Consider the following 23930-nt stretch of genomic DNA (forward strand, 5'->3'; position numbering starts at 1 on the left):
GCCGGGTGGGCATTTTTACCTTCAAAATTCAGAAAGGCTGCAGATTATGAAGAAAAAACAGAGTAAGGTTGTACAGTACAACCGCTGGGGTTACTATTTTCTGATCCCGTTTATCGTTGTCTATCTTTTGTTCCAGTTCGTGCCACTCGTAACGACGATCTACAACAGCTTCTTCGAGAACTATCGCTCGGGCTTAAAGCAGATCGGGCCGAACTTCATCGGTCTCGGAAACTACCTGAAGATCCTGTCGAACGCAGATCTCTGGAAGTACGCCGGCAACACCATGATCATGTGGATCATCGGTTTCCTGCCGCAGATCATCACCTCGCTCCTCCTCGGTGCCTGGTTTACGGATCCCTCGCTTCGCCTTCGCGGCCAGCGCTTCTTTAAGACTGTGATCTATCTTCCGAATCTGATCATGGCGAGTGCATTCGCGATGCTGTTCTTCACCCTGTTCTCCGATTCCGGACCAGTCAACTCGATTCTGATGCAGCTTGGCATCCTCAGTAAGCCGTTTACCTTCCTGAGTAGTACGACGGCGACGAGATCCCTCGTCGGTGCCATGAACTATATCATGTGGTTCGGTAATACGACCATCCTCCTGATGGCCGGCATGATGGGCATCGATACCGCACTCTTCGAGGCGGCGCGAGCTCGACGCAGATCTTCTTCCGTATCACCCTGCCGCTGCTTCGACCGATTCTCGTGTACGTGCTCATCACCTCCCTCATCGGTGGTATCCAGATGTTCGATGTACCGCAGATCCTGACGAACGGAAGCGGTGACCCGGCACGTAGTACGATGACCATGATCATGTGGCTCAACAAGCATCTGTACAGTAAGAACTTCGGCATGGGCGGTGCCCTTTCCGTTCTTCTCTTCATCATCACCGGTGTGCTGAGTATGATCGTCTATAAGACATCTTCCAGCAGCGAAGTAAACTAAGGAGGCAGCGCTATGACAGAAATGAAGCAAAGCCATGGAATGAACATCCATGCCAGACGATTTATCTCGTATCTCGTACTGATCCTCCTGTCCTTCCTGTGCCTCATCTGGTTCTACATCCTGTTTATCAATGCGACCCGTTCGAACGCAGAGCTGACCCGCGGCTTCACGCCGATCCCGAGCAGCTACCTCTTGACGAACTGGCAGAACCTGCTGAATGGTACCCTTCCGGTGGTATGCGGCATGGGCAACAGCTTCATCGTCGCCGGCTTAAGTGCGGTGCTCTGCACCTACTTCTCGACCATGACCGCCTATGCGATCCACGCATATAACTTCAAGCTCAAGAAGTTCATGTTCACCTTCATCCTGATGATCATGATGATCCCGACGCAGGTCACAGCGCTCGGCTTCATCCAGTTCGTGACGAAGCTGAAGCTGATGGACAGCTTCATCCCGCTGATCGTTCCGTCGATCGCTGCACCGGTCACCTTTTTCTATATGAAGCAGTATATGGACTCGGTACTTCCGATGTCCCTCGTCGAGGCGGCCCGCATCGACGGCGCCGGCGAGTTCCGCATCTTTAACACCATCGTGCTTCCGCTGATGAAGCCGGCCATCGCCGTGCAGGCGATCTTCACCTTCGTCAGCAGCTGGAACAACTACTTCCAGCCGGCCCTGATCCTTCATACCGACACGAAGAAGACCCTGCCGATCCTGATCGCTCAGCTTCGTTCCGCAGACTTCCTGAAGTTCGATATGGGCCAGGTCTATGTCATGATCGCCTTCTCGATCTTCCCGGTCATCATCGTGTACCTCATCCTCTCGAAGTACATCGTTGGTGGTGTTACCACAGGTGGTGTCAAGGGATAAACCCGATTCACACATCTCATTTTTCTTCATAGGTTCTATAGCCTGAACCAAAAAGAACCGGTCCCGCAAGGGACCGGTTCTTTTTAATGATTAAAATTTTTACTTGCAGCGTAGTCGCGGAAGCACTGTGCCCATACGACATACGCGGCGGCGTTCTGATGGATCATCTGATCGGTGCAGAAGTTCGGATTCAGGTTACCCTGGCCATCCGAGAGCGCATCGGCGATGTTCATATAGCCCCAGCCGTTCTGCTGTGCGAGCTTCTGCATCTCGGTGTTCAGCCTGCGGACGGTCGGATTATCGAAGGCCCAGCTCTTCACACCCGGGAAGCTCTTCGTATAGCCCGGATAGATGTAGGTCGTACTGATGATCGTGAAGTCGACCTCCGGATTGACTGCCTGAATCTGGTGGATGAGCTGTACATAGCGGTTTACGATCTTATCGGTACGGTCGCCGAGGTCGTTGAAGCCGAAGAACATATAGATGTGCTTCGCGTTCATGAGCTTGATGGAGTTCCATACATTCAGGAACTGGCCCTTGTAGATCGGATGTGCGATCGTCTTATCCTGCTCCTCTGGGATCAGTGCATTGATCAGATTATAGCGGGAGGCGGTCAGGAACTGAAGCTCAGCCATGAGCGGATTCGTTTTATTGCCCTGTGCGAACAGCTTGAAGCCATCGGCGACGGAATCACCGATGATGACGGAATCCTGATAGAAATCGAGCACGCGCTGATCCTCCTGCAGCGGGAGACCGTTGGCCGTGGTCTGTGCGCTCGCTTCGGCTGCCTGTGTGACCGTCTGTGTCGTGGTCGGTACAGCACTGCTGCCCGTGACGGTACTGGTCGCCGCCGTCGTCGGAACGGTCGGACCTGCCATCGGGCCGACTTCTGCCAGTGCAGAGAAGCCGGTAGAGGATACCATCGCTGCGGTCAGAAGTGCAGCGGCCCTTTTTCTGAAACTCTTTTTCATAAACATGCCCTTTCTTCGATGGCGGCGAAGCCCGCCGCCTTTTCTTTTTAAGCGCAGTGCACTGCGCATTTTGTGTAAAAAATATCTGTGCTTCCATCCCCCGCATATACAGCGGGATGCAGCACAGATACACTATATGCTGAAATGAAGCTGAAAGCAAGCGCCCTTAGAAGATTCCTCCGACGCCGAGATCCGTGTCGATGGTGTTCATGTTGTAAAGCAGCAGCACGTCCGTCACCTCCGGGTGCTCGTTGATGAACGAAGACGGTCCGAAGCGGTAGTAGCGTGTATCGAAGACATAGATCTTTTGATAGTGATGCACGAGGAACGGTACCATGGAGTTCGCGTAGCTGTCCTTGATGAGGACGAGCTGGCGGTCCGAATCCGCGCTCGCGTTCGTGATCTCGACGAGCGGATGCAGATTACTAAGGAACATCGAGTACTTGTCCTTCTGCGCGAGATAGTCGCGGTTGTACAGCGTGTCCGTCACCTCGCCGGTATCCGGATAGCTTACCGTCAGCTGGTTTGCCGGATTTTCGTACAGCGTGATCGCGTCGCCCGGCACCGTGCTGTCATGGAGCTTCGAGAAGATCGTGCCATGGAAGTCCGTCGTTACGCAGGTCTTCTGAAAGTCTGCTTCCGGGATCGGGGAGAGCCCGGCGGCGCTGCAGTAGGCCTGATAGCCGACGTAGGCCCCGTGGGTCGTCCAGTGGTGGTCCGTATGGTAGTAGAGGCCGGTCGCAGCGGAAGTATCGCAGCCGGTATCCCCCGCCTCGGCCACTGGCTGCGCGTCGTCTGCATCACCCGAGGCCTGCGTGCGGTCGGTATCCCCCGCCTCGGCCACTGGCTGCGCGTCGTCTGCATCACCCGAGGCGAGGGTACGGGCGGTCTCTTCCTGCGCCGCCGCGGCCTGCAGTGCACTCCAGGCGTCGACCTTCTGCATGTTCGGCAGCGCTGCGTAGATCTCGTTCATGGTGTCGACCTGCCGAAGCACGCCTCGGTCCGGTGCGCAGTTCGGGAGCTTCGCGTTGTAGGTGCTGATGGCGGTCGGGACGAGCATCACACGGACGTTTTCTTTCGCGCCGGTCGTGATGGCATCCTGCAGCTTCTGGAACTGCGTGATGATCTTTTTCTGCTGCTTCGGCGTCTTGTAGGCTTCGATGTAGTAGCCATCCTTCGCGAGGTAGATGTCGTTGATCTCCTCCCGGCCGGTCAGCATCTCATACTTCGTCTTCAGGGTCATGAAGGGATCCCGGAGCGGGAAGTGGTCGGAGAGATAGGTCTGAATGCCGCTCATGTAGGAGCCGTCCTTCAGGGTGTCAAAGCTGTAGACCGGCCAGCTCGCAAGGGCGCGGTTCTCGTTCTCTGAAAAGGTCTGCTTCGGTGCCACGAGACACCATACGCTGAAGCAGAGGATGAAGGCGGTGATGATACCTACGGTGAGGACCTCGGCCCGGCGCCGCAGACGCCTGATCGGAAAAGTGGCAAGCGATGCGCTGTGATCCATGATTTCCTCCTTTTAATCGATGATAAATGCTCGTCTGTTTTCCAGTCGACAGGACGGCTGGAAAATCGGATCGATGTTTGATGACATAGCAGCGGTGGGTCCGCTCTCTTAGAAACGGAAATACAGGAACGGGTTGTAGCTGTCGTTCACGAGGTACGCGGTCGTGAGCAGGAAAAGTACGAGGTAGCCGAGCGCGGTCAGCACGGTGCTGAGGGTTACGATACGACGTGCCGCTACGATGCTTCCACCTGTGTTTGTATGGTCAATGCATTTGGCGCTACTCGTATGGCTCTTTGCAGTGACATCTCCGTTTGCATTTCCATGGACAATGCTTCCGGCGTCACTTGGATGGTTCTCCGCAAACGCTGTCTCTTCAGCGTGGCACGTAGCGCCGGCGCAGAGGTCGATGCGTTTCTGCAGCTTCGCGCGGAGCCACGGGTAGACCGGGAAGGCGAGGATGCAGCCGACGATGAGGGTCGCGAAATTGTTCTGGAGATACCAGAGAAGTGTGCTGTTCACGAGCGGTACACCGGCCATGCCGAACATGATCCGGATGTACTGTCCGAGCTGCGTCATATCATCGAACACGAAGATGATGAAGCCGAAGATGACGATCAGGATCGCGTAGAGGTGCTGGAGAATGCGTGGAAGCTTCCGAAGGGCGCTTCCCCAGACATCCTTTTCGAACGCGAGGAGGACACCGTAGTAGAGGCCCCAGAGCACGAAGTTCCAGGCGGCACCATGCCAGAGTCCGGTCAGGAACCAGACGACGAACATGTTCCGAAGCTGCTTCCACTTTCCGTGGCGATTGCCGCCGAGCGGGATGTAGACATAATCACGGAACCAGGTGCTGAGCGAGATATGCCAGCGACGCCAGAAATCGGTGACGGAGACAGAGGAGAGCGGATAGTTGAAGTTCTCGAGGTAGTGGAAGCCGAGCATGCGGCCCATACCGATCGCCATGTCACTGTAGGCGCTGAAGTCGAAGTAGAGCTGGAGCGTGAAGCAGAGGCCGCCGAGCCAGGCACCGAGCACCGAGATCGTCGCCCCCGGACCGAGCACGGTCTGCAGAGAGGTGACGATGCCCTGGACCGAAGCATCGGCCGACGCAGCTGCCGGGCCCATCGTGAAGGCACTCGACTTGATGAGCTCCCAGACGGCACCGATGGTGTTCGCGAGGAGGACCTTCTTGAAGAGGCCCTGCAGGAAGCGGAGACCGCCGTCGACGAAGCCGTCGAAGGTGATGGCGCGCGCGTGCAGCTCCTCGTTGACGGTGGAGAAGCGGACGATCGGGCCGGCGATGAGCTGCGGGAACATCGACACGTAGGTGAGGTAGTAGAAGTAATTTTTCTCGACCGCCACCTCACGCTTATAGAGGTCGATGGTGTAGCTCATGGTCTGGAAGGTGAAGAAGCTGATGCCGATCGGGAGACCGAGGTGGAGCGGCGTGATGGTAGTACCGGCGAGGGCATTGACCGTCTCCACCAGGAAATCGGCGTACTTGAAGAAACCGAGACAGCCGAGGTCGATGAGCACCGACAGCAGAAGACAGAGCCGGCGGATGGCCGGACGCTGATCCGCGCGGTCCATTACACGGCCGAGCGTGTAGTCGGACAGGGTCTCGAAAATCATGAGCAGGATATAGACCGGCTCGCCCCAGGCGTAGAAGAGCAGGGAAAATGCGAGCAGGACATAGTTCTTCCAGCGGAACGGTACCAGATAGTAGAGGATCAGGCAGAGCGGCAGGAAGTAAAAAAGAAACGGGATACTGCTGAAAACCATAAAATGTCTCCTGAAAAAAGTGACCGTGCAGGGAGGGGAGCCGGCCTGAATTTCGTCGGCTTTGGAGCACTGCGCGTCCATAGCCGGCATCCGGGGTCACTGAACTGGGTGGTAACTGAAAAAGGCTGCCACAGGGACGCGGCAGCGACATCGGATGGGTCCGATACCGGCGGCCTGCGCTTCTGTGACAGCCCTGTGTGTTATGGGTTCGGCTTCTTCGTGAAGCTTCGGGCAGTGTGGCCCGAGGGTTTATTCGTTTTCGTGTGCTGTCAGGCGAAAAGCTGTGGATCAGCCTACGTTTGCGGAGATCACCTGATCGATCTGGGATGCGTTTCCGGACATGATGAGATAAACGTAGTTGCCGGAGGTCTTTACGAAGCCGGCAGCAGCCACCTGGTAAGCGGTCGGGTTGTAGTCCTGAAGCTCCGCCTCCTTCTGCTGCTTTACGGTCGCGAGCTGGCTCGACAGCGTGCTGACACTGGATGCATCCTTCGCCTTTAAGATCACGACGGTATCGGCCTGAGTGACATCCTCGGCGGCAGCGAAGACATAGCCGTCGAGCTGAGAGGCGTCGATGCCGTAGTAGTTTGAGATATAGCTGTCATCGAAGCTGACCATGCTCGGCAGGTAGCTGGTGAGCTTACTGTAGATATCCGCTGGTGCGGCACCGGTGGAAGCCGCCTTCGTCTCAGCAGCGGTGGTTTCCTCCGCCTTCGCGTCCTGTGCAGCGGCTTCGTTCTTCTCGTCTGCCTTTGTCTCATCCTTTACGGCCTTCTCGTCCTTCGACTCCGCCTCGGCGCTTTCCTTCTCGTCCTTTGACTCCTCCGCTGCAGCAGTGGTTTCTTCCACAGCGGTCGTTGTTTCCTCCGCTACCGCGGTTTCTGCTGCTGTGGTGGTTTCCTCGGTCGCTGTAGTGGTTTCCGCTGCTGCACTGGTGACCGCCGCCGTTGTCACGGCTTCCGCATGGCCTGAGCCACAGGCGTTCAGCACCAGCATGGAAGCAGCCAGCATAGCCACGGTCATAAATCTCTTTTTCATAATCAATCTCCCTTATTACTATACTATAGTGAATGGAACCGCCGCTGATCCGGCATCTCTCCATGGTCTTCCTACAACGCGCTATTATAACTTTTTAAATACGTTTCGACAATGCTTCCCACGGTTTTTGTGTGGCGTTACCCGGATAAACAGTTTACTACAGTGCGTCGCGATATTTAAGATGAAAAGTCACCTTTCGAATAGTATACTGAAAATCAGATGAATCAGCGCAAGTGCGCTGAAAAAGAACATAACAGATGAACAGCAGGAGTTTTATGAGTAAAATCACATTTCAGAAACCAGGTAATTTCATATATCCGGTGCCGGCGGTGATGGTGAGCCTCCGGGATGCGTCCGGGAAGTCGAACATCATCACGATTGCGTGGACCGGCACGATCTGTTCCGACCCGCCGATGGCCTATATCTCCGTGCGAAAAAGCCGGGCGAGCTATCCGATGCTGGTAGAGAGCGGCGAGTTCGTCATCAACCTTCCGAGTGAGGAGCTCGTGCGTGCACTCGATTACTGTGGCGTCCGAAGCCTCGATCAGGTCGATAAGTGGAAAGAAATGAATCTGCATGAAGGTCAGGCGAGTGTCGTCGCTGCGCCGACCATCGAGGAGGCACCGGTCTCCATCGAGTGTAAGGTGACACAGGTGCTCCCACTCGGTACGCATGACATGTTCCTCGCAGAGGTCGTTGCGGTCGATGTCGATGACCGCTACATCGATGAAAAGGGTGCCTTTCATATGGATCAGGTAGGGCTCGTCGCCTACAGTCACGGAGACTACATGTCCCTCGGCGAGAAGCTCGGCAGCTTCGGCTACTCCGTTCGGAAGAAACCGGTGAAGGCGAAAAACAGAAAAGCCAAAAGATAGAACGAACGGAAATAACGCGAACCCGACACAGTGGATGCAGGATGATGAAATATCGACGGTGTCGGGTTCTCTGGCTGAACAGTTACACAAAAGATGATCGAAGGCATGTTGGAGCTGAAAATTGTGATTGAAAAATTCTTATGTCCGGCGTAGAATATATTTATTATGCGGCTGTAGTACATCGGTAGTACGCTGGCTTCCCAAGCCAGATAGGCGGGTCCGACTCCCGTCAGCCGCTTTTTTGTTGCCCGGAAATCGTCCGGCATGCCCTGTGCCATTTTTCGATGTCCGGGAATCACCCGACACATCACCCCTGCTTTCTTTCGATTTCTGAAATCAGGTGGGCGTTACATCTCCTTCATCCCCACGATTCTTATGGTGACAAAGAAGGCGCTTGCGTACCCGGATTATCCAATCTGGGCATGCAAGCGCCTCGTTGATTTCTGGTATTTATGTTTCTGCGACAGGGCTTTCTGCAGCACTGCTCCCATCTACAGGTACCGGGGCTGCTTCCGAGGCGGCGACTGATGCCGCTTCGGTAACCGGTGCCGCTTCGGTCGGCTGCGGGCGGAAGGCGCTGTACTGCTTGCCGTTTCCGCCGGCGACGTTCGCCTGACGGAACTGGATGAGCTCAGACACCGTCACCATCTGGTAGCCCTGCTGATTCAGCCATGGAATCACCGTGTCACAGGCCTGCGAGGTGGCATCATACAGCTCATGCATGAGGATGATGTCTCCATCCTTGATGCTTCCCTGGATGGCATCGATCGTGGACTGTGCGTTTTTCGTCTTCCAGTCGAGCGTATCGATCGACCAGAAAATCATCGGCATCGTAAGGGTACTCTTCACATCCTCGGATGCGATGCCGCCCGGAAGGCGGGCAAGGGTCGGCGTGACGCCGGTCAGCTCCTGGACCTTCTGATTCGTTTTATCAAATTCACTGCGGATATAGTCGACGCCCTTCTTCGACAGCTTCTCATCATGATCCCAGCTGTGGTTTCCGACCTCGTGGCCATCTGCCACCATGCGCTTCACTTCATCCGGATCCTTATCGATGCGTTCACCGACGACGAAGAAGGTACCGCGGCCGTTATTGGCTTCGAGGACATCCATCAGATGGTTTCCGACGGACGACTTCGGACCGTCATCCCAGGTGAGCGCCACCATCGGCTTCGTGATGTCGAGATAGCGGCCGTTCGAGAGAACATGGGTCGGGTCGGCGATGTCGGCACCGGTCGTGGATGCACTTCCTGTTTCGCCATTCGCCAGATTCGTACTGATGCCATCCCCGAGTGCACTCGCATCACTGGCAGCATCACCCGGTGTGTTCGCCGTGACGGCGTCGCTCATCGCGGCACCGGTGCTTTCCGTTACATCGATGCTGCTGTGATCCCGCTGGATGTCGATATCCTGCATGGCGTTGACAGCATTCTGACGACTGGTCTCGATGTAGTTCGCGATGTAGGAAAGTCCCTTAAAGCCCAGGAAGCAGATGAGAATCAGTGTGATCAGCACGAAGGCTCTCGCCTGATATGCCCGCTTCCGTGCCGCCTTCCGGCGACGCGCCAGCGCCCGCTGCCTGCGGTAGTACTCCTTCTCAGCTTCCGTCAGCACACGACGACGGCCACGCGCAGTGCCCATCGAAGCGCTTCGGGTCTGTGCAGAACGTGAAGAGGCTGCGCTGCTCCTGTACTGTGCAGATCGCTGTGGAGTTGCACCGCTCCGGTTCTGTGCAGCATGCAAAGAAGACGTATTTTGCCCGCTTCCCCGATAACCGCCGCCGGCACTGCTTCTGCCAGATGAGCGACGTGCAGCGGAAGCATAGGCATCAGAAGAAGACCGCCGTCCGTTCGAACTGCGACCACTCTGATTTCTGTTCAGATTTCGATTCATCTCCCTCTCCATGCGACAGTACACCTGCTCCCTGCACGAAAATCGTCATTTGATGCATTCATTTTATCACAGAATACCACGTATAAATATTAATAAGTATTAATGAATTCTGTTTTACATCCTTTTACATCTTTTTACAAGTTGCGCCAATATAAAGAGACCAATTTGCGGCTTTAATGGTAATATCAGAATTAGCATTTTGACGTGTTACCGTTCAGCCCGGTTCTTTCCGGGCCATCGAGCTGAACGGTAACGAAATCCTTCATTATGCCTGTCTTATCCTTTTATAGATCTCATACTGTCGCTCATCGATGTACAGCCCCTGACCACGATACTGCTTCCGGGCCAGCTTGACTTTATCGTCCCCCAGCTTCGTTTCGTCGCTCCGAAGCTTTTTGAAATACTCGCGTTCATTTGCAAATATGTAACAACGCTCGATCAGTTTCAACTCAACTTGTCTATAACATATTACTTAAACAAGTTCAATCCTCGGTGGTGATTTACAAACATCACACGGTTTTAGAAAATCGATAAGTGCGAAATCGCTGAGATATGCTACACTATGAAAACAAGTAGAGAAAGAGGAATCCTATGCGATTAGATAAATTTTTAGCGGATATGGGCGTCGGCTCCCGCAGCGATCTGAAAAAGGCCATCCGAAAGTCCCTCGTGACGGTGAACGGCGCGGTGGAGAAGGACCCGGGTGCGCAGGTGTCCGCCGAGGACCGCATCTGCTTCGACGGCGCGGAGATCCGCTATGCCGAGCAGCAGTACTATATGCTTCACAAGCCGGCGGGCGTTCTGTCCGCGAGCGAGGACCGGCGACAGACCACTGTCGTCGACCTGATCCGTGACGCTGCATCGACAGATGCATCCGCGGCTAATGCCTCTGCGTCAGATCATCACGCCGCGACCGCAGCCGAATCCGCCGCGGACGGGCATGCCGATGGCCGCATTGCCCGAAGTACGGAGGACGCGCGCGTCCGGAAGGATCTCTTCCCGGTCGGCCGCCTCGATAAGGACACCGAGGGCCTCCTCATCATCACGAACGACGGCCCCCTCGCGCACCAGCTCCTCGTGCCGAAGCACCACATCGATAAAACCTATTACGCCATCGTGACCGGCACCATCACCGAAGACGACCAGTGCGCCTTCACCCGCGGCATCCGCTATGACGAAAAGCTGACTGCCCTCCCGGCCACCCTCCGCGTCCTCAGCACCGGAAAAACCGTCGCCGCCCTCCGGCGTGAGCTCGGTTTCACCGCAACGAGTGAACGCCTGCTCCGCACCCGCCTCGCTGGCCCGGCCTTCATCGGCGCCGAAGAACCCGCCGACATCACGGACGACACACTCGTAAGCGAAGTCGAAATCACCATCCAGGAAGGCAAGTTCCACCAGATCAAAAAGATGGTGAAGGCCCTCCCCGGTGGAAAAGAAATCCTCTACCTCCGCCGCATCACGATGGGCGCCCTCCGACTCGACCCGGACCTCGCACCAGGAGAGTTTCGGAAACTCCGGCAGGAAGAAATCAAAATACTAAAAGATTCTGTTGAATAGTGGATATTCAGTGAGAATCCGGACAGGAAGGGCGCCTAAATTGCGTATTCAAAGAACAGGTTCCGGCCCAGGGTCCGTGGAGGACATACAGGCTTGCCTGTTATGGCCGCCACGAACCCTGGGTTGGGTTCTGTACTTTGAACTAAGTGAGTGGCGCCCTTCCTGTCCGGATTCGGAGTAAAGGAGAATTTATGGATAAAAAATCAGTCAGTGAGATCAAGACGAAGTGTTTCAATCGTCAGAACTGCCGCATCGATCGTATGCGCGCCTGCTACGTCAACGAGGAGAAGGAGAAGCTTTCGACCTTTCACGACATGTTCCTCCAGCTCGCGGATGAAGAGCAGACGAAGTACTGCGAGATCTTCAAGCGCTCTATGTCCGGCAAGTTCGGACGCAACTTATATAATGTAGAGTTTCCGTACGCCGAGGAGGTCGAGGGCGGCCACCAGGCCTTCCTGTACCAGCTCCAGCAGTCCGAGCTTCGGGACGACGCGCTCGTCGAGCAGTTCTTCGACCGCGTGATCGGTAGCTACACCTTCCCAGGAAAGTACCTTATCCTCTTAAGCCACGGCGTCTACGACATCCCGATGAAGATGAAGGACGGCGCCGAGCTCGACAGTGAGTATGTCTACAGCTTCATTCTCTGCTCCATCTGCCCGGTCGAGCTCCTGCACGACGGCCTCTGCTACGATAAGGCAGAGCAGACCTTCCGGAACCGCACCGACGACTGGGGCGTGAAAAATCCGGAGACGGCCTTCCTCTTCCCGGCCTACAATTTCCGGAACACCGACATCCACAGTGCACTGTACTTCACCCGTCACCCGGAGGAGCGCCACGAGGAGATCGCCATCGACGTCCTCGGCACCGAGCTCAGCCGCACCGAGAAGGATCAGCAGAACGTCTTCCGTGAGATCATCGAGACGACCCTCTCCGGCGACTGCACCTTCGAAACCATCCGAAACATCAACGAAGACCTGAAGGAGATGATCGAGGAGAACAAGAAGGATAAGGAAACCGACGATCAGGTCGCCCTCGATAAGAACGAGATGAAGAAGCTCCTCGCCCGAAACGGCGCAAACGACGAGCAGCTCCATCAGTTCGAGCGCATCTATGATGAGGCGGTCGGCGACGACACGACCCCGCTGCTCGCAGAAAATGTGCAGAGTCAGAAAAACCTGGTGGTGAAGTCTCTCACGATGAAGCTCGATGTGAAGTCGGAGAACGCCGGCCTCGTCGAGACACGTGTGATTGACGGCCGCGAGTACCTCCTCATCCCGATCGCGGACGACATCGAGGTAAACGGCATCAAGATCCGCCAGAACCTCCAGTCGGAGAGCTCCGCAGAAAATACAGAAGCATAACGAGTAACAGTTCAGGCAGGGGGGCCCCTCCGGGGCCCCTGCCTAAACTGTTACCATAACGATCCACCTGCAGCGTGCCGGGCACCCTCGAGGTGCTTCGGCCGCTGCAGACGACCGGAGGTGTAAGATGGCAAATATCAATGAATATCTGGACTGGCGTGGCGATGTGCCCTTCAGCCTCGACCCCTTTAACGATGTGGATAACCTCATCCTGAGTGAGCTGGCCTATACCGATTTCGAGGGGATCGTGCCACCGCCGGGCAGCGGTGAGAGCATCTCGCTCCGCGAAGCGTATGCGGCCTTCTATCAGCGTCATACGCGCGCAGAGATCGAAGCCGAAACGACCTTCTATCACATGGCTCCCTTCGTGATGGATCATCTCATCGCGAGTCGACGCTTTCAGAACCTTCGCCTCGCAAATTATGTGAATGTCATCGACGAGGCGAAGGACGCGCAGTTTTCGGCCATCACCTTCCTGCTCGGGCGGGAGGTGCCGATCGCCCTCGACTGCGGCGCCGGCGACGCCGCGCACGCGCGCATACAGCTCCCGGGAGATGAACGAGAAACGGCCTACGTCGCCTACCGCGGCACCGATGATTCCATCGTCGGCTGGAAGGAGGATATGAACCTCTCGTACCAGCTCCGCACGCCGGGGCAGCAGTCCGCCGTGCATTATCTCGACGCGCTTTTCCGGGGACAATGTCTCCGCCTCATGGTCGGCGGCCACTCGAAGGGCGGCAATTTCGCCGTCTACGCCTCCGCCTTCTGTGCGTCGGAGGTACGCCGGCAGATCTGCCGCATCTATACGAATGACGGCCCGGGCTTCCTCCCGGAAATCACGGAATCAACGGCGTATCAGCAGATTCAGCCGAAGATCGTCTCGACGATTCCAGAGAACTCCCTGATCGGCATCCTGCTGACGAGTGACATCGACCATCATGTGGTGCAGGCCACCGGCATGGGCATCATGCAGCATGATCCCCTCAGCTGGCAGGTCTATGGAAATCATTTCGTGGAAGCAGAGAAACGGACGGCGACCTCCCTTGCGGCTGAACGAGGCATGCGGACCTGGCTCGAGGAACTCAGCATTGACCAGCGGATCCTCTTCATCGAGACCCTGTTTGATGCGTTTCAGTCCGGCGGTGCCCATACCTTCACGGAGCTCTTCGAGGATAAGGCCCGCCTGATCGCCGACATGCTCCGCGTCGCCGCCTCGCTCCCGAAGGAGGAGCAGCAGGAGCTCCGCCGCATGCTCGGCGAGTTTGCCCGCATCGGCGCCCGCGTGCTGATAACCGGTGCGAAAAGTGGATTTAAGAGGTAAATATATGAGTGAAGCAAAGAAAAAGGCCCTGGTGGCGATGAGCGGCGGTGTCGACAGCTCGGTGGCAGCCGCGCTGATGTGCGATGCCGGCTACGACGCCATCGGTGTTACCATGAAGCTGTATGATAATGAAACCGTCGATGTCTGTCGCGAAAATACCTGCTGTACCCTCGAGGATACCGAGGATGCCCGCCAGGTCGCGACGAGCCTCGGCATGCCGTACTATGTCTTTAACTTTACCGAAGACTTCGACCGCCAGGTCATCGAACGCTTCGTGCGGACCTACGAGGAGGGCGGCACCCCGAATCCGTGCATCGATTGTAACCGCTATATGAAGCACGAGAAGCTCTATCACCGCGCCGAGACCCTTGGCTGCGACGTCATCGTCACCGGCCACTACGCCCGCATCGAGCAGGACCCGGCGACCGGACGCTGGCTCCTCAAGAAGGCGAAAAACCTCGCAAAGGATCAGAGCTATGTGCTCTACTTTCTGACCCAGCAGCAGCTCGCGCACACCATGTTTCCGCTCGGGAACTTCGCCTCGAAGGAAGAGGTTCGAGAGGTCGCCGAGAAGTACGGCTTCATCAACGCCCGTAAGCACGACTCCCAGGACATCTGCTTCGTCGTGAACGGTGACTACGGCGACTTCATCGAGCACTATACCGGAAAAAACTTCGCACCCGGAAAGTTCGTCGACACCGAGGGGCATATCCTCGGCGAGCATAAGGGCATCATCCGCTACACCATCGGCCAGCGAAAGGGCCTCGGCCTCGCCCTTCCGGCGCCGATGTACGTCTGCGGAAAGGACATGGAGAAAAACGAAGTCATCCTCACCACCGGCCCGGCCCTCTACAGCAGTGCCCTCATCGCGGACCACTTCAACTGGATCCCATTTGACGAACCGACCGAAGCTGTCCGCGTCACCGTAAAGACCCGCTACAAGGCGAAGGAAGTCCCGGCTACCGCCGAAGTCCTCCGCGACGAGCACGGCTTCAGCATCGGCCGCGTCCTCGTCCGCTTCGACCAGCCGGAACGCGCCGTCGCCACCGGCCAGGCCGTCGTCCTCTACGACGGCGACACCGTCGTCGGCGGAGGCACCATCCGCGAAGCGATCCGCTAACGCGGAGAGCGGCGCAGGCCGAGGGCCCGGGAGGGCCTCAGGTGCTCTCGAAAATGTACATCTTAAGCGGATTTTAAAGAAGTTTAAATTTGTATATGAGATATGATTGTGCTAAAATCCACATAAGTATGTGAAGATACGGGGCTTCTGCGCCCATTTCCGCAGTCCCCGCCCATCTAAAGGAGACATTATGAAGGGAATTATTCTTGCCGGTGGATCCGGTACGAGATTATATCCGCTGACCAAAGTAACCTCCAAGCAGTTACTTCCGATTTATGATAAGCCGATGATCTACTATCCGCTCAGCGTCCTTATGAACGCCGGCATCCGCGACATCCTGCTTATTTCGACACCGAACGACACCCCGCGTTTCGAGGACCTGCTCGGCGACGGCAGCCAGTTCGGCATCAACCTACAGTATAAGGTACAGCCATCCCCGGATGGACTCGCACAGGCCTTTATCCTGGGCGCAGACTTCATCGGTGACGATTCCGTCGCGATGATCCTCGGAGACAACATCTTCTCCGGCCATGGCTTCAAGAAGGCACTCCGCCAGGCCGCAGCGAAGGAATCCGGCGCGACCGTCTTCGGCTACTATGTCGATGATCCGGAGCGTTTCGGTATCGTCGCCTTCGACGAGAACGGAAAGGCCATCTCCATCGAGGAGAAGCCGGAGCACCCGAAGTCCAACTACTGTGTAACGGGTCTCTACTTCTATGATAACCGTGTCGTAGAGTACGCGAAGAACCTGAAGCCATCCGCACGTGGCGAGCTCGAGATCACCGACCTGAACCGCATCTACCTTGAGAATGGCGAGCTGGATGTGACACTGCTCGGACAGGGCTTCACCTGGCTCGACACCGGAACCCACGAGTCCCTCGTCGATGCGACGAACTTCGTCCGCACCATCGAGACCCACGAGCACCGGAAGATCGCCTGCCTCGAGGAGATCGCGTATCTCAACGGCTGGATCGGCCGCGATAAGGTCGAGGAAGCCTACGAGATGTATAAGAAGAACGAGTACGGCAAGTACCTGAAGGACGTGCTCGACGGCAAGTATGTCGATAAGCTCACAGAGCAGAACGAGCTCGGTAAGTAATCATAGCTGAATGAGGCTCTGAAATCAGCGATGATCATAACGGCCGTATCCGGTGCGAAACGCCCGGGCAGCCGTTGATCCAGGAAAGGAATGTACTATGAAATATATCGTAACCGGTGGCGCCGGCTTTATCGGCGGCAACTTCATGCACTTCGCAGTCAACACCTATCCAGAGGATATGTGGATCTGTCTCGATGCCCTGACCTATGCAGGTAACCTCGAGACCCTCGCACCGCTTGAGGGCAAGCCGAACTACAAGTTCGTCAAGGGTGACATCGCTGACCGCGAGTTCATCTTCAAGCTCTTCGAGGAGGAGAAGCCGGATGTCATCATCAACTTCGCTGCGGAGTCTCACGTAGACCGTTCCGTGACGAACCCGGACATCTTCCTTCAGACGAATGTCGGCGGTACCGTAACCCTGCTCGACGCCTGCAAGAAGTACGGCATCCAGCGTTACCATCAGGTTTCCACCGATGAGGTATATGGCGACCTGCCACTGGATCGTCCGGACCTCTTCTTCACCGAGGACAACAAGATCAAGGCATCTTCCCCGTACTCTGCATCGAAGGCAAGTGCAGATCTCTTCGTCATGGCGTACCACAGAACCTTCGGTATCCCGGTGACGATCTCACGCTGCTCGAACAACTACGGTCCGTATCACTTCCCGGAGAAGCTGATCCCGCTTGTCATCTCCAGAGCGCTCAATGATGAGAAGATCCCTGTATATGGCAACGGCGCAAACGTACGTGACTGGCTCTATGTAACCGATCACTGCAAGGCCATCGACCTGATCGTCCGGAAGGGTAAGCCAGGTGAGGTCTACAACATCGGCGGACACAATGAGCGCACGAACCTCGAGGTCGTGAAGACCATCCTGAAGGCGCTCGGCAAGCCGGAGTCGCTCATCGAGTATGTAAAGGACAGACCGGGCCACGATCTCCGCTATGCGATGGACCCGACGAAGATCGAGACCGAGCTCGGCTGGCAGCCGGAGTACACCTTCGATACCGGTATCCCTGTCACGATCGACTGGTATCTCAACAACAAGGAGTGGTGGGAGCACATCGTTTCCGGCGAGTACCAGAGCTACTTCGAGAAGATGTATGTACAGGGTAAGGGTCTTCAGTAAATAGCCGATTCATCCCTCGCATGTATATGTGAGGGATTTGCTTTTTTAAAGGCTGAAACTAAAACACGAAGATGCCATAGCGCCATCATGGCGTGGGATACGGTCTGTCAGGGCAGCCTGCAGGCGGTGGATGGCATACGAAAGAGGTTTTTTATGAACGTATTTGTAACAGGTGTCAATGGTCAGCTCGGTCACGATGTGATGAACGAACTCGCGAAACGCGGCTACGAGGGTGTCGGCACGGACATCCAGCCGGTGTACAGCGGTGTGATGGATGATTCGGCGGTGACCCGTATGCCGTATGTGCAGATGGATATCACGAATCGTGCCCAGGTTTCCTCCATCATTCGCGAGCTTCATCCGGATGTGATCGTGCACTGTGCGGCCTGGACCGCGGTTGACGCCGCAGAGGATGAGGCGAACCGTCCGAAGGTAAAGGCGATCAATGTCGACGGCGTGCAGAACATCGCCGATGCCGCGAAGCTCGTGGATGCGAAGATGATCTATATCTCCACCGACTACGTCTTCGACGGTCAGGGCGAGACCCCGTGGCAGCCGGACTGTAAGGATTATGCGCCGCTCAACTACTATGGTGAGACGAAGCTCGGCGGTGAGCAGGCCGTCGCGCGGACCCTCGAGAAGTATTTCATCGTCCGCATCGCCTGGGTCTTCGGCCTCAACGGAAAGAACTTCATCAAGACCATGCTGAACGTCGGAAAGACCCACGATACCGTACGCGTGGTAAATGATCAGATCGGTACACCGACCTATACACTGGATCTTTCGAGACTGCTTGTGGACATGCTGGAGACCGAGAAATACGGCTACTACCACGCAACCAACGAGGGCGGCTATATCAGCTGGTATGATTTCACGAAGGAAATCTACCGTCAGGCCGGCTATACCACGAAGGTCGTGCCGGTGACCAGTGCCGAGTACGGCGCGAGCGTGGCGGCCCGTCCGTTTAACTCCCGCCTCGATAAGTCGAAGCTTCGTGAGGCCGGATTCACACCGCTCCCGACCTGGCAGGATGCGGTCGGACGGTATCTCGAGGCGCTGAAGAGCAGCGAAGCATAAAGGAGAAAATATGGGAAAATATTTTGGAACCGATGGTTACCGTGGTGAGGCCAATGTCAATCTGACGGCCGACAGTGCCTTCCGTGTAGGCAAGTTCCTCGGATGGTACTATGGACAGCAGAAGAAAAACGGCGAGCACTGCCGTATCGTCATCGGTAAGGATACGAGACGTTCCAGCTATATGTTTGAATATGCGATCGCCGCAGGGATCACGGCGACCGGTGCAGATGCCTACCTTCTGCATGTGACGACGACCCCGTCCGTCGCCTATGTGGCCCGCTCGGAGGACTTCGACTGTGGCGTGATGATCTCCGCCTCTCATAATCCGTACTATGATAATGGCATCAAGGTCATCAACGGAAACGGCGAGAAGCTCGGTGATGATGTCATAAAGAAGATCGAGGATTACCTCGACGGTGTAACCCCGGAGGTGCCGCTCGCGACCCGTGCGGATATCGGACGCACCATCGACTTCGCGGCCGGCCGGAACCGCTACATCGGTTACCTCATCTCGCTGGCTACCCGCAGCTTCAAGGGAAAGAAGGTCGCCCTCGACTGCTCGAACGGCTCCGCTTCCTCGGTTGCGAAGTCCGTCTTCGACGCACTCGGCGCCGATACCCATGTCATCCACAACGAGCCGAACGGAACCAACATCAACGACAAGTGCGGATCGACGCACATCGAGTCGCTTCAGAAGTATGTCGTGGAGCAGGGCTGTGATGTCGGCTTCGCTTATGACGGTGATGCGGACCGCTGCCTCGCCGTCGATGAGGATGGCCGTGTCGTCAACGGCGACCAGATCATGTATGTCTGTGGCTGCTACATGAAGGAGCAGGGACAGCTGCAGGATAACACCATCGTGACCACCGTTATGTCGAACTTCGGACTTTATAAGGCGCTCGATGAGGTCGGCATCCGGTATGAAAAGACGAAGGTCGGCGACCGTTTCGTCTATGAAAACATGTCACAGAACGGCTTCTCCCTCGGTGGAGAGCAGTCCGGACACATCATCTTCCTGCGTCATGCGACGACCGGTGATGGTATCCTGACCTCCATCAAGGTGATGGAGACGATGCTTGCGAAGAAGCAGTCTCTGAAGCAGCTGGCGGCTCCGTTTGTCGTCTTCCCGCAGGTGCTGAAGAACGTGCGCGTCCTCGATAAGGAGAGTGCACAGAACAACCCGGCGGTGCAGAAGGCAGTACAGGAGGTGACCGAGGCCCTCGGAAACGACGGTCGTATCCTTCTTCGTGCATCCGGTACCGAGCCACTCGTACGTGTCATGGTGGAGGCAGACACCGAGGAGAAGTGTGAGCGCTATGTCGATCAGGTTATCACAGTTATGAACAAAGAGGGGCTGGTCCTCACGGTTCAGTAATGATATAATAAGAAATTATACAGATGTACGCACATATAACTGTGCGGCATATGTGATAGAGTAAGACATAATAGAGAAGACTTTCAAGGAAAGGAAGCGGCAGCTATGTTAAATTACAAGCGTTACAGACGTTTTCCGGCGTTCAGATATCCGGAAAGAACCTGGATGGATAAGGAAATCACGGAGGCGCCGATCTGGTGCTCCGTCGATCTACGTGATGGTAACCAGGCGCTGGTGGATCCGATGAGCGTAGAGGAGAAGATCGAATTTTTCCAGATGCTTGTAAAGCTGGGCTTCAAGGAAATCGAGGTGGGCTTCCCTGCAGCGTCCCAGATCGAGTATGACTTCCTGCGTCAGCTGATCGAGCGGAAGATGATCCCGGATGATGTGACCGTACAGGTGCTGGTGCAGTGCCGTGCCGAGCAGCTCGAGCGTACCTTCGACTGCCTCGCCGGTCTCAAACAGGCTATCGTCCACATCTATAACTCTACTTCCGTCCTTCAGAGAGACGTGGTCTTCCATAAGAGTAAGGAAGAAATCATTGACATCGCCCTGACCGGTACCCAGCTCGTAAAGAAGTATGCCGCCGGCTTCCCGGGCCACATCCGCCTCGAGTATTCGCCGGAGTCCTTCACCGGCACCGAGATGGATTATGCGGCGGAGATCTGTAATGCCGTGCTCGACGCCTGGGAGTGCGGTGAGGGCCGCGAGGTCATCATCAACCTGCCGTCCACGGTGGAGATGAATACGCCGAATGTCTATGCCGATCAGATCGAGTATATGTCGAAGCACCTCAAGTACCGTGAGCATGTGATCCTCTCCGTGCATCCACACAACGATCGTGGTGAGGGCGTCGCATCCACGGAGCTTGCGCTGCTCGCCGGCGCGGATCGTGTCGAGGGTACCCTCTTCGGAAACGGAGAGCGTACGGGCAATGTTGACATCCTGACGCTCGCCTATAACATGTTCTCGCAGGGCGTGGATCCGAAGCTTGCGCTCGAGGATGTCAACAGCATCAAGGAAGTTTATGAGCGCTGCACGAAGATGACGATTCCACCGAGACAGCCGTATGCTGGTGCCCTGGTATTTACCGCCTTCTCCGGTTCGCACCAGGATGCCATCAACAAGGGCGTGCAGGCGATGCACGAGCGCCAGAGCACGATCTGGGAGGTTCCGTACCTGCCGATCGATCCGGCCGACATCGGTCGAAAGTACGAGCCGATCGTCCGTATCAACAGCCAGTCCGGCAAGGGCGGTGTCGCCTTCGTCATGGATGCGCAGTTCGGCTACAAGCTGCCGAAGGGCATGCAGCGTGAGTTTGCGGATTACATCCAGGCACTGTCGGAGCAGGAGGGCGAGGTGTCACCACAGGAAATCTACGATATCTTCCAGGCAGAGTACGTCGAGACCAAGGAGCCGATTCACTTCAAGAACATCCGTACCACCGATACCGAGAACGGAGACGATACCTATACCACGATGGCTCATGTGACCTACCTCAATCATGGCAGCATGAAGACCTTCGATGGCGTCGGCAACGGACCGATCGATGCGGTGATCTCGGGTCTCGCCGAGGAGCTGAAGATCAACATCAAGGTTCTCGATTATCAGGAGCATGCGCTCGGTACCGGTTCGAACGTAAAGGCGGTTTCCTACATCCACCTGCTGGATGTGAATACCGGAAAGACCAGCTATGGTGTCGGCTTAAGCTCCAACATCACACGTTCTTCGATCCGTGGTCTCTTCAGTGCGGTGAACCGCATGTTCTTCCCGGAGGAAGCAGAGGCGGCCGGAAAGAAGCGTGTCGAGCAGAAGAAGGCCGGACAGAATCCGCGGGATCTCTTCGGAAATTCATAAATAAACATGCCGGAAGAGGCTGTCGCAGAGCGACAGCCTCTTCTTTATTAGCTGAAATTACGTTATAATAGTGTGAATTATGCAATGATGCGCTGTCTGGCGCAGAAAGGCGACGACTATGAATATCGTGTATGCATCTGACGAGGGCTACTGCCAGCATATGGCAGTGTCCATCGTGTCTCTGATTGAACATAATAAAAGTGAGCAGCTGACCTTTCATATCCTGTCCGACGGGATCTCGATGGAGAAGGAGGATCAGCTTCGTGCTATGGTCCGTGGCTATGGAAAGAAGATCGCATTCTATCCGATCGAGCATCTGATGGAGGAGCTCCGGGGCCAGATCTATGGTCTCGACACGGGGCGCTTCCGCATCACGACGCTCGCGCGTCTTCTGATGGGCTCGATTCTGCCACGGATGGTGACGAAGGTGCTGTACCTCGACTGTGATACCGTGGTGCTGCGTTCGATCGCACCGCTCTATCGCCTGCGCCTCGAGGAGAACATGGCGGCGATGGCGGCGGAGCCGACCATCTATCCGGAGGTGAAGGAGAAGATCGGCCTCACGGAGGAGGATACCTACTTTAATGCCGGTATGCTGCTCATGAATCTGTCCGCATGGCGGCTCGAGGATATGGAGGCGAACTGCTTCGCCTACTATAATCAGATGGGCGGTCAGCTGCCGTTCAATGATCAGGATGTCCTGAATCATGTGCTGAAGGGACGGATCCGGCGTGTCGGCCAGACCTATGACTTCATCACGAATTACTACTACTTCCGCTATGAGACGCTCTGTGCGAAGTCAGCCTCCTTCGCCCGCGGTGAGTCGAAGGAGAGCTTCCATCTTGCGAAGCATCATCCGGTCATCGTGCACTTCGCTTCGGATGAGCGTCCGTGGAACCGTGGAAACCTCAACCACTATACGCGTGCCTACGATAAATACCTGAAGAAGACCCCGTTTGCCGGCGCTGCCCGTGTGAAGGGAAAGGAAGCCTACATGGCCCTCTACCATGCGATGAACATCGCGACCTTCCTGTGCCCGCAGGTACGCCAGTATATCTCAGACAGGTACTATCATGAACAGATTGAAAAATAAAAAGATACTCCTGATCATGCCGTTCTTCTATCACTATGAGGACGCGATCCGGGCGCATCTCGAGCGGGCCGGTGCAGAGGTCTGGCTCGTGGATACGAACATCCATGCCTACGGACTCGGAAAGAAGCTCGTCATGTTCTATACGAAGGCACTCCGCGACCAGCTGGTGTACCGCTACTATGAGCACGCACTCCGGGATGTGCCGGATACCCTCGACGAGGTCATGATCATCAAGGGTACCTGGATGACCGATGAGGTCCTGCATGCGCTGCAGGCGCGCTTCGCGTCGGCGGATTTCCGAATCTACCACTGGGACAGTGTCGCGACCTTCCCGGATCAGCTTCGTATCAACCGCTTCTTCACGAAGATCTATACCTTCGATCCGGTGGACGCTGCGCAGTACGGCTGGATCTACCGGCCGACCTTCTTCGAGGAGGAAATCTGCCATCCGTCGGAGGAGAAGCGCTACGACTTCCTCCTCATCTGTTCGATGCATACGCGTCGGATGGAGGTGCTCCGGAAGCTGAAGGCGCTCGCGGAGAAGCAGCAGAAAACACTCTACAGCTACATCTATGTGCCGCGGCTCCAGTACATCCGGGAGACGCTGCTCCGGAATAATCCGCTCTACGAGGGCGCCCGGGATGCACTGCATTTCCAGCCGCTTCCGCAGGCGGAGACCTATGCGCTCTATCCGCACACCCGCTGCATCGTGGACTATACCTTCCCGCAGCAGAACGGCTTCAGCATGCGGACCTACGACGCCATGGGCTGCCACTGCAAGCTCCTCACGAACAACCCGCATGTGAAGGACGCGGATTTCTATGATCCACAGAACATCTATGTCTATGACCCGGATCACTTCGAGATCCCGGCGGATTTCCTGGACACCCCGTATCGGCCGCTGCCGGCAGAAGTCTATGATCGCTACCGGCTCGACGGCTTCCTGCAGGAGCTGTTCGGCTGAAGTGAGGTGGAGAGACATGCGTATATGACATACGTGGCGGCGAGCGAGGATGCTCCGTTGTAGACATTGGCCACGTACAGCGATGAAACGAGAAAC

The 23930-nt window shown here is 56.1% G+C and carries 19 protein-coding genes, 1 tRNA gene and 1 pseudogene; 15 read left to right on the forward strand and 6 right to left on the reverse strand.

The window, feature by feature from the left end; translation table 11 throughout:
* Positions 1-46 precede the first annotated feature (46 nt).
* Positions 47-945, forward strand: a pseudogene (locus ACK8P7_RS03530) (carbohydrate ABC transporter permease).
* A gap of 12 nt (positions 946-957) precedes the next feature.
* The gene (locus tag ACK8P7_RS03535) at positions 958-1815 is read left to right on the forward strand and encodes a carbohydrate ABC transporter permease (protein ID WP_410042850.1); all 858 of its coding nucleotides are present in this window, start codon (positions 958-960) and stop codon (positions 1813-1815) included.
* An 83-nt stretch (positions 1816-1898) separates the two neighbouring features.
* Here the strand turns inward: ACK8P7_RS03535 and ACK8P7_RS03540 are convergent, their stop codons facing one another.
* From ACK8P7_RS03540 to ACK8P7_RS03555, 4 genes are all read right to left on the reverse strand, one after another.
* Positions 1899-2786, reverse strand: a complete 888-nt coding sequence (locus tag ACK8P7_RS03540; protein ID WP_410042851.1) for a GDSL-type esterase/lipase family protein — start codon at positions 2784-2786, stop codon at positions 1899-1901.
* A gap of 166 nt (positions 2787-2952) precedes the next feature.
* A complete protein-coding gene (locus ACK8P7_RS03545) occupies positions 2953-4293 on the reverse strand; it encodes a DHHW family protein (RefSeq protein WP_410042852.1) in 1341 nt (446 codons plus the stop codon).
* 108 nt (positions 4294-4401) lie between these two features.
* Positions 4402-6075, reverse strand: coding sequence for an MBOAT family O-acyltransferase (locus ACK8P7_RS03550; protein ID WP_410042853.1), 1674 nt, complete (start codon positions 6073-6075; stop codon positions 4402-4404).
* Between the two features lie 288 nt (positions 6076-6363).
* Entirely contained in the window at positions 6364-7113 is a 750-nt protein-coding gene (locus tag ACK8P7_RS03555) for a DUF4358 domain-containing protein (RefSeq protein WP_410042854.1), read from the reverse strand.
* Between the two features lie 275 nt (positions 7114-7388).
* Between ACK8P7_RS03555 and ACK8P7_RS03560 the strand changes: the two genes are divergently transcribed.
* Positions 7389-7988 carry a flavin reductase family protein gene (locus ACK8P7_RS03560; protein ID WP_410042855.1) on the forward strand — a complete coding sequence of 200 codons (600 nt, stop codon included), beginning with the start codon at positions 7389-7391 and terminating at the stop codon, positions 7986-7988.
* Positions 7989-8155: 167 nt separating this feature from the next.
* Positions 8156-8226: transfer RNA gene (locus ACK8P7_RS03565), tRNA-Gly, on the forward strand.
* A gap of 212 nt (positions 8227-8438) precedes the next feature.
* Here ACK8P7_RS03565 and ACK8P7_RS03570 read toward each other — a convergent pair.
* Complete coding sequence (locus ACK8P7_RS03570) at positions 8439-9881, reverse strand: polysaccharide deacetylase family protein (protein WP_410042856.1); 1443 nt, start codon at positions 9879-9881, stop codon at positions 8439-8441.
* Positions 9882-10146: 265 nt separating this feature from the next.
* On the reverse strand, positions 10147-10329 hold the full coding sequence (locus tag ACK8P7_RS03575) for a hypothetical protein (protein ID WP_410042857.1): 183 nt from the start codon (positions 10327-10329) through the stop codon (positions 10147-10149).
* Positions 10330-10472: 143 nt separating this feature from the next.
* Here ACK8P7_RS03575 and ACK8P7_RS03580 point away from each other — a divergent pair, with 143 nt between their 5' ends.
* The 11 genes from ACK8P7_RS03580 (at position 10473) to ACK8P7_RS03630 (ending at position 23834) form a co-directional block, all read left to right on the forward strand.
* Positions 10473-11438: a pseudouridine synthase gene (locus ACK8P7_RS03580; protein WP_410042858.1), complete on the forward strand. Its 966-nt coding sequence runs from the start codon at positions 10473-10475 to the stop codon at positions 11436-11438.
* Between the two features lie 191 nt (positions 11439-11629).
* On the forward strand, positions 11630-12799 hold the full coding sequence (locus tag ACK8P7_RS03585) for a DUF4317 domain-containing protein (protein WP_410042859.1): 1170 nt from the start codon (positions 11630-11632) through the stop codon (positions 12797-12799).
* A 127-nt stretch (positions 12800-12926) separates the two neighbouring features.
* On the forward strand, positions 12927-14120 hold the full coding sequence (locus ACK8P7_RS03590) for an Mbeg1-like protein (protein ID WP_410042860.1): 1194 nt from the start codon (positions 12927-12929) through the stop codon (positions 14118-14120).
* 4 nt (positions 14121-14124) lie between these two features.
* The gene (gene mnmA, locus ACK8P7_RS03595) at positions 14125-15240 is read left to right on the forward strand and encodes a tRNA 2-thiouridine(34) synthase MnmA (RefSeq protein WP_410042861.1); all 1116 of its coding nucleotides are present in this window, start codon (positions 14125-14127) and stop codon (positions 15238-15240) included.
* 190 nt (positions 15241-15430) lie between these two features.
* The gene (gene rfbA, locus ACK8P7_RS03600; RefSeq protein ID WP_410042862.1) at positions 15431-16339 is read left to right on the forward strand and encodes a glucose-1-phosphate thymidylyltransferase RfbA; all 909 of its coding nucleotides are present in this window, start codon (positions 15431-15433) and stop codon (positions 16337-16339) included.
* Positions 16340-16436: 97 nt separating this feature from the next.
* The gene (gene rfbB, locus ACK8P7_RS03605; RefSeq protein ID WP_410042863.1) at positions 16437-17468 is read left to right on the forward strand and encodes a dTDP-glucose 4,6-dehydratase; all 1032 of its coding nucleotides are present in this window, start codon (positions 16437-16439) and stop codon (positions 17466-17468) included.
* Positions 17469-17621: 153 nt separating this feature from the next.
* Positions 17622-18545 carry a dTDP-4-dehydrorhamnose reductase gene (gene rfbD / locus ACK8P7_RS03610; protein ID WP_410042864.1) on the forward strand — a complete coding sequence of 308 codons (924 nt, stop codon included), beginning with the start codon at positions 17622-17624 and terminating at the stop codon, positions 18543-18545.
* 10 nt (positions 18546-18555) lie between these two features.
* Positions 18556-19920, forward strand: a complete 1365-nt coding sequence (gene glmM, locus ACK8P7_RS03615) for a phosphoglucosamine mutase (protein WP_410042865.1) — start codon at positions 18556-18558, stop codon at positions 19918-19920.
* 105 nt (positions 19921-20025) lie between these two features.
* Complete coding sequence (leuA, locus tag ACK8P7_RS03620; RefSeq protein WP_410042866.1) at positions 20026-21777, forward strand: 2-isopropylmalate synthase; 1752 nt, start codon at positions 20026-20028, stop codon at positions 21775-21777.
* Between the two features lie 118 nt (positions 21778-21895).
* Entirely contained in the window at positions 21896-22870 is a 975-nt protein-coding gene (locus ACK8P7_RS03625) for a glycosyltransferase family 8 protein (protein WP_410042867.1), read from the forward strand.
* On the forward strand, positions 22851-23834 hold the full coding sequence (locus ACK8P7_RS03630; RefSeq protein WP_410042868.1) for a hypothetical protein: 984 nt from the start codon (positions 22851-22853) through the stop codon (positions 23832-23834). The genes ACK8P7_RS03625 and ACK8P7_RS03630 overlap by 20 nt, the downstream gene beginning before the upstream one ends.
* Positions 23835-23930 lie beyond the last annotated feature (96 nt).

It is taken from the genome of Oribacterium sp. P9, from assembly GCF_046365365.1.
Taxonomy (GTDB): Bacteria; Bacillota; Clostridia; order Lachnospirales; family Lachnospiraceae; genus Oribacterium.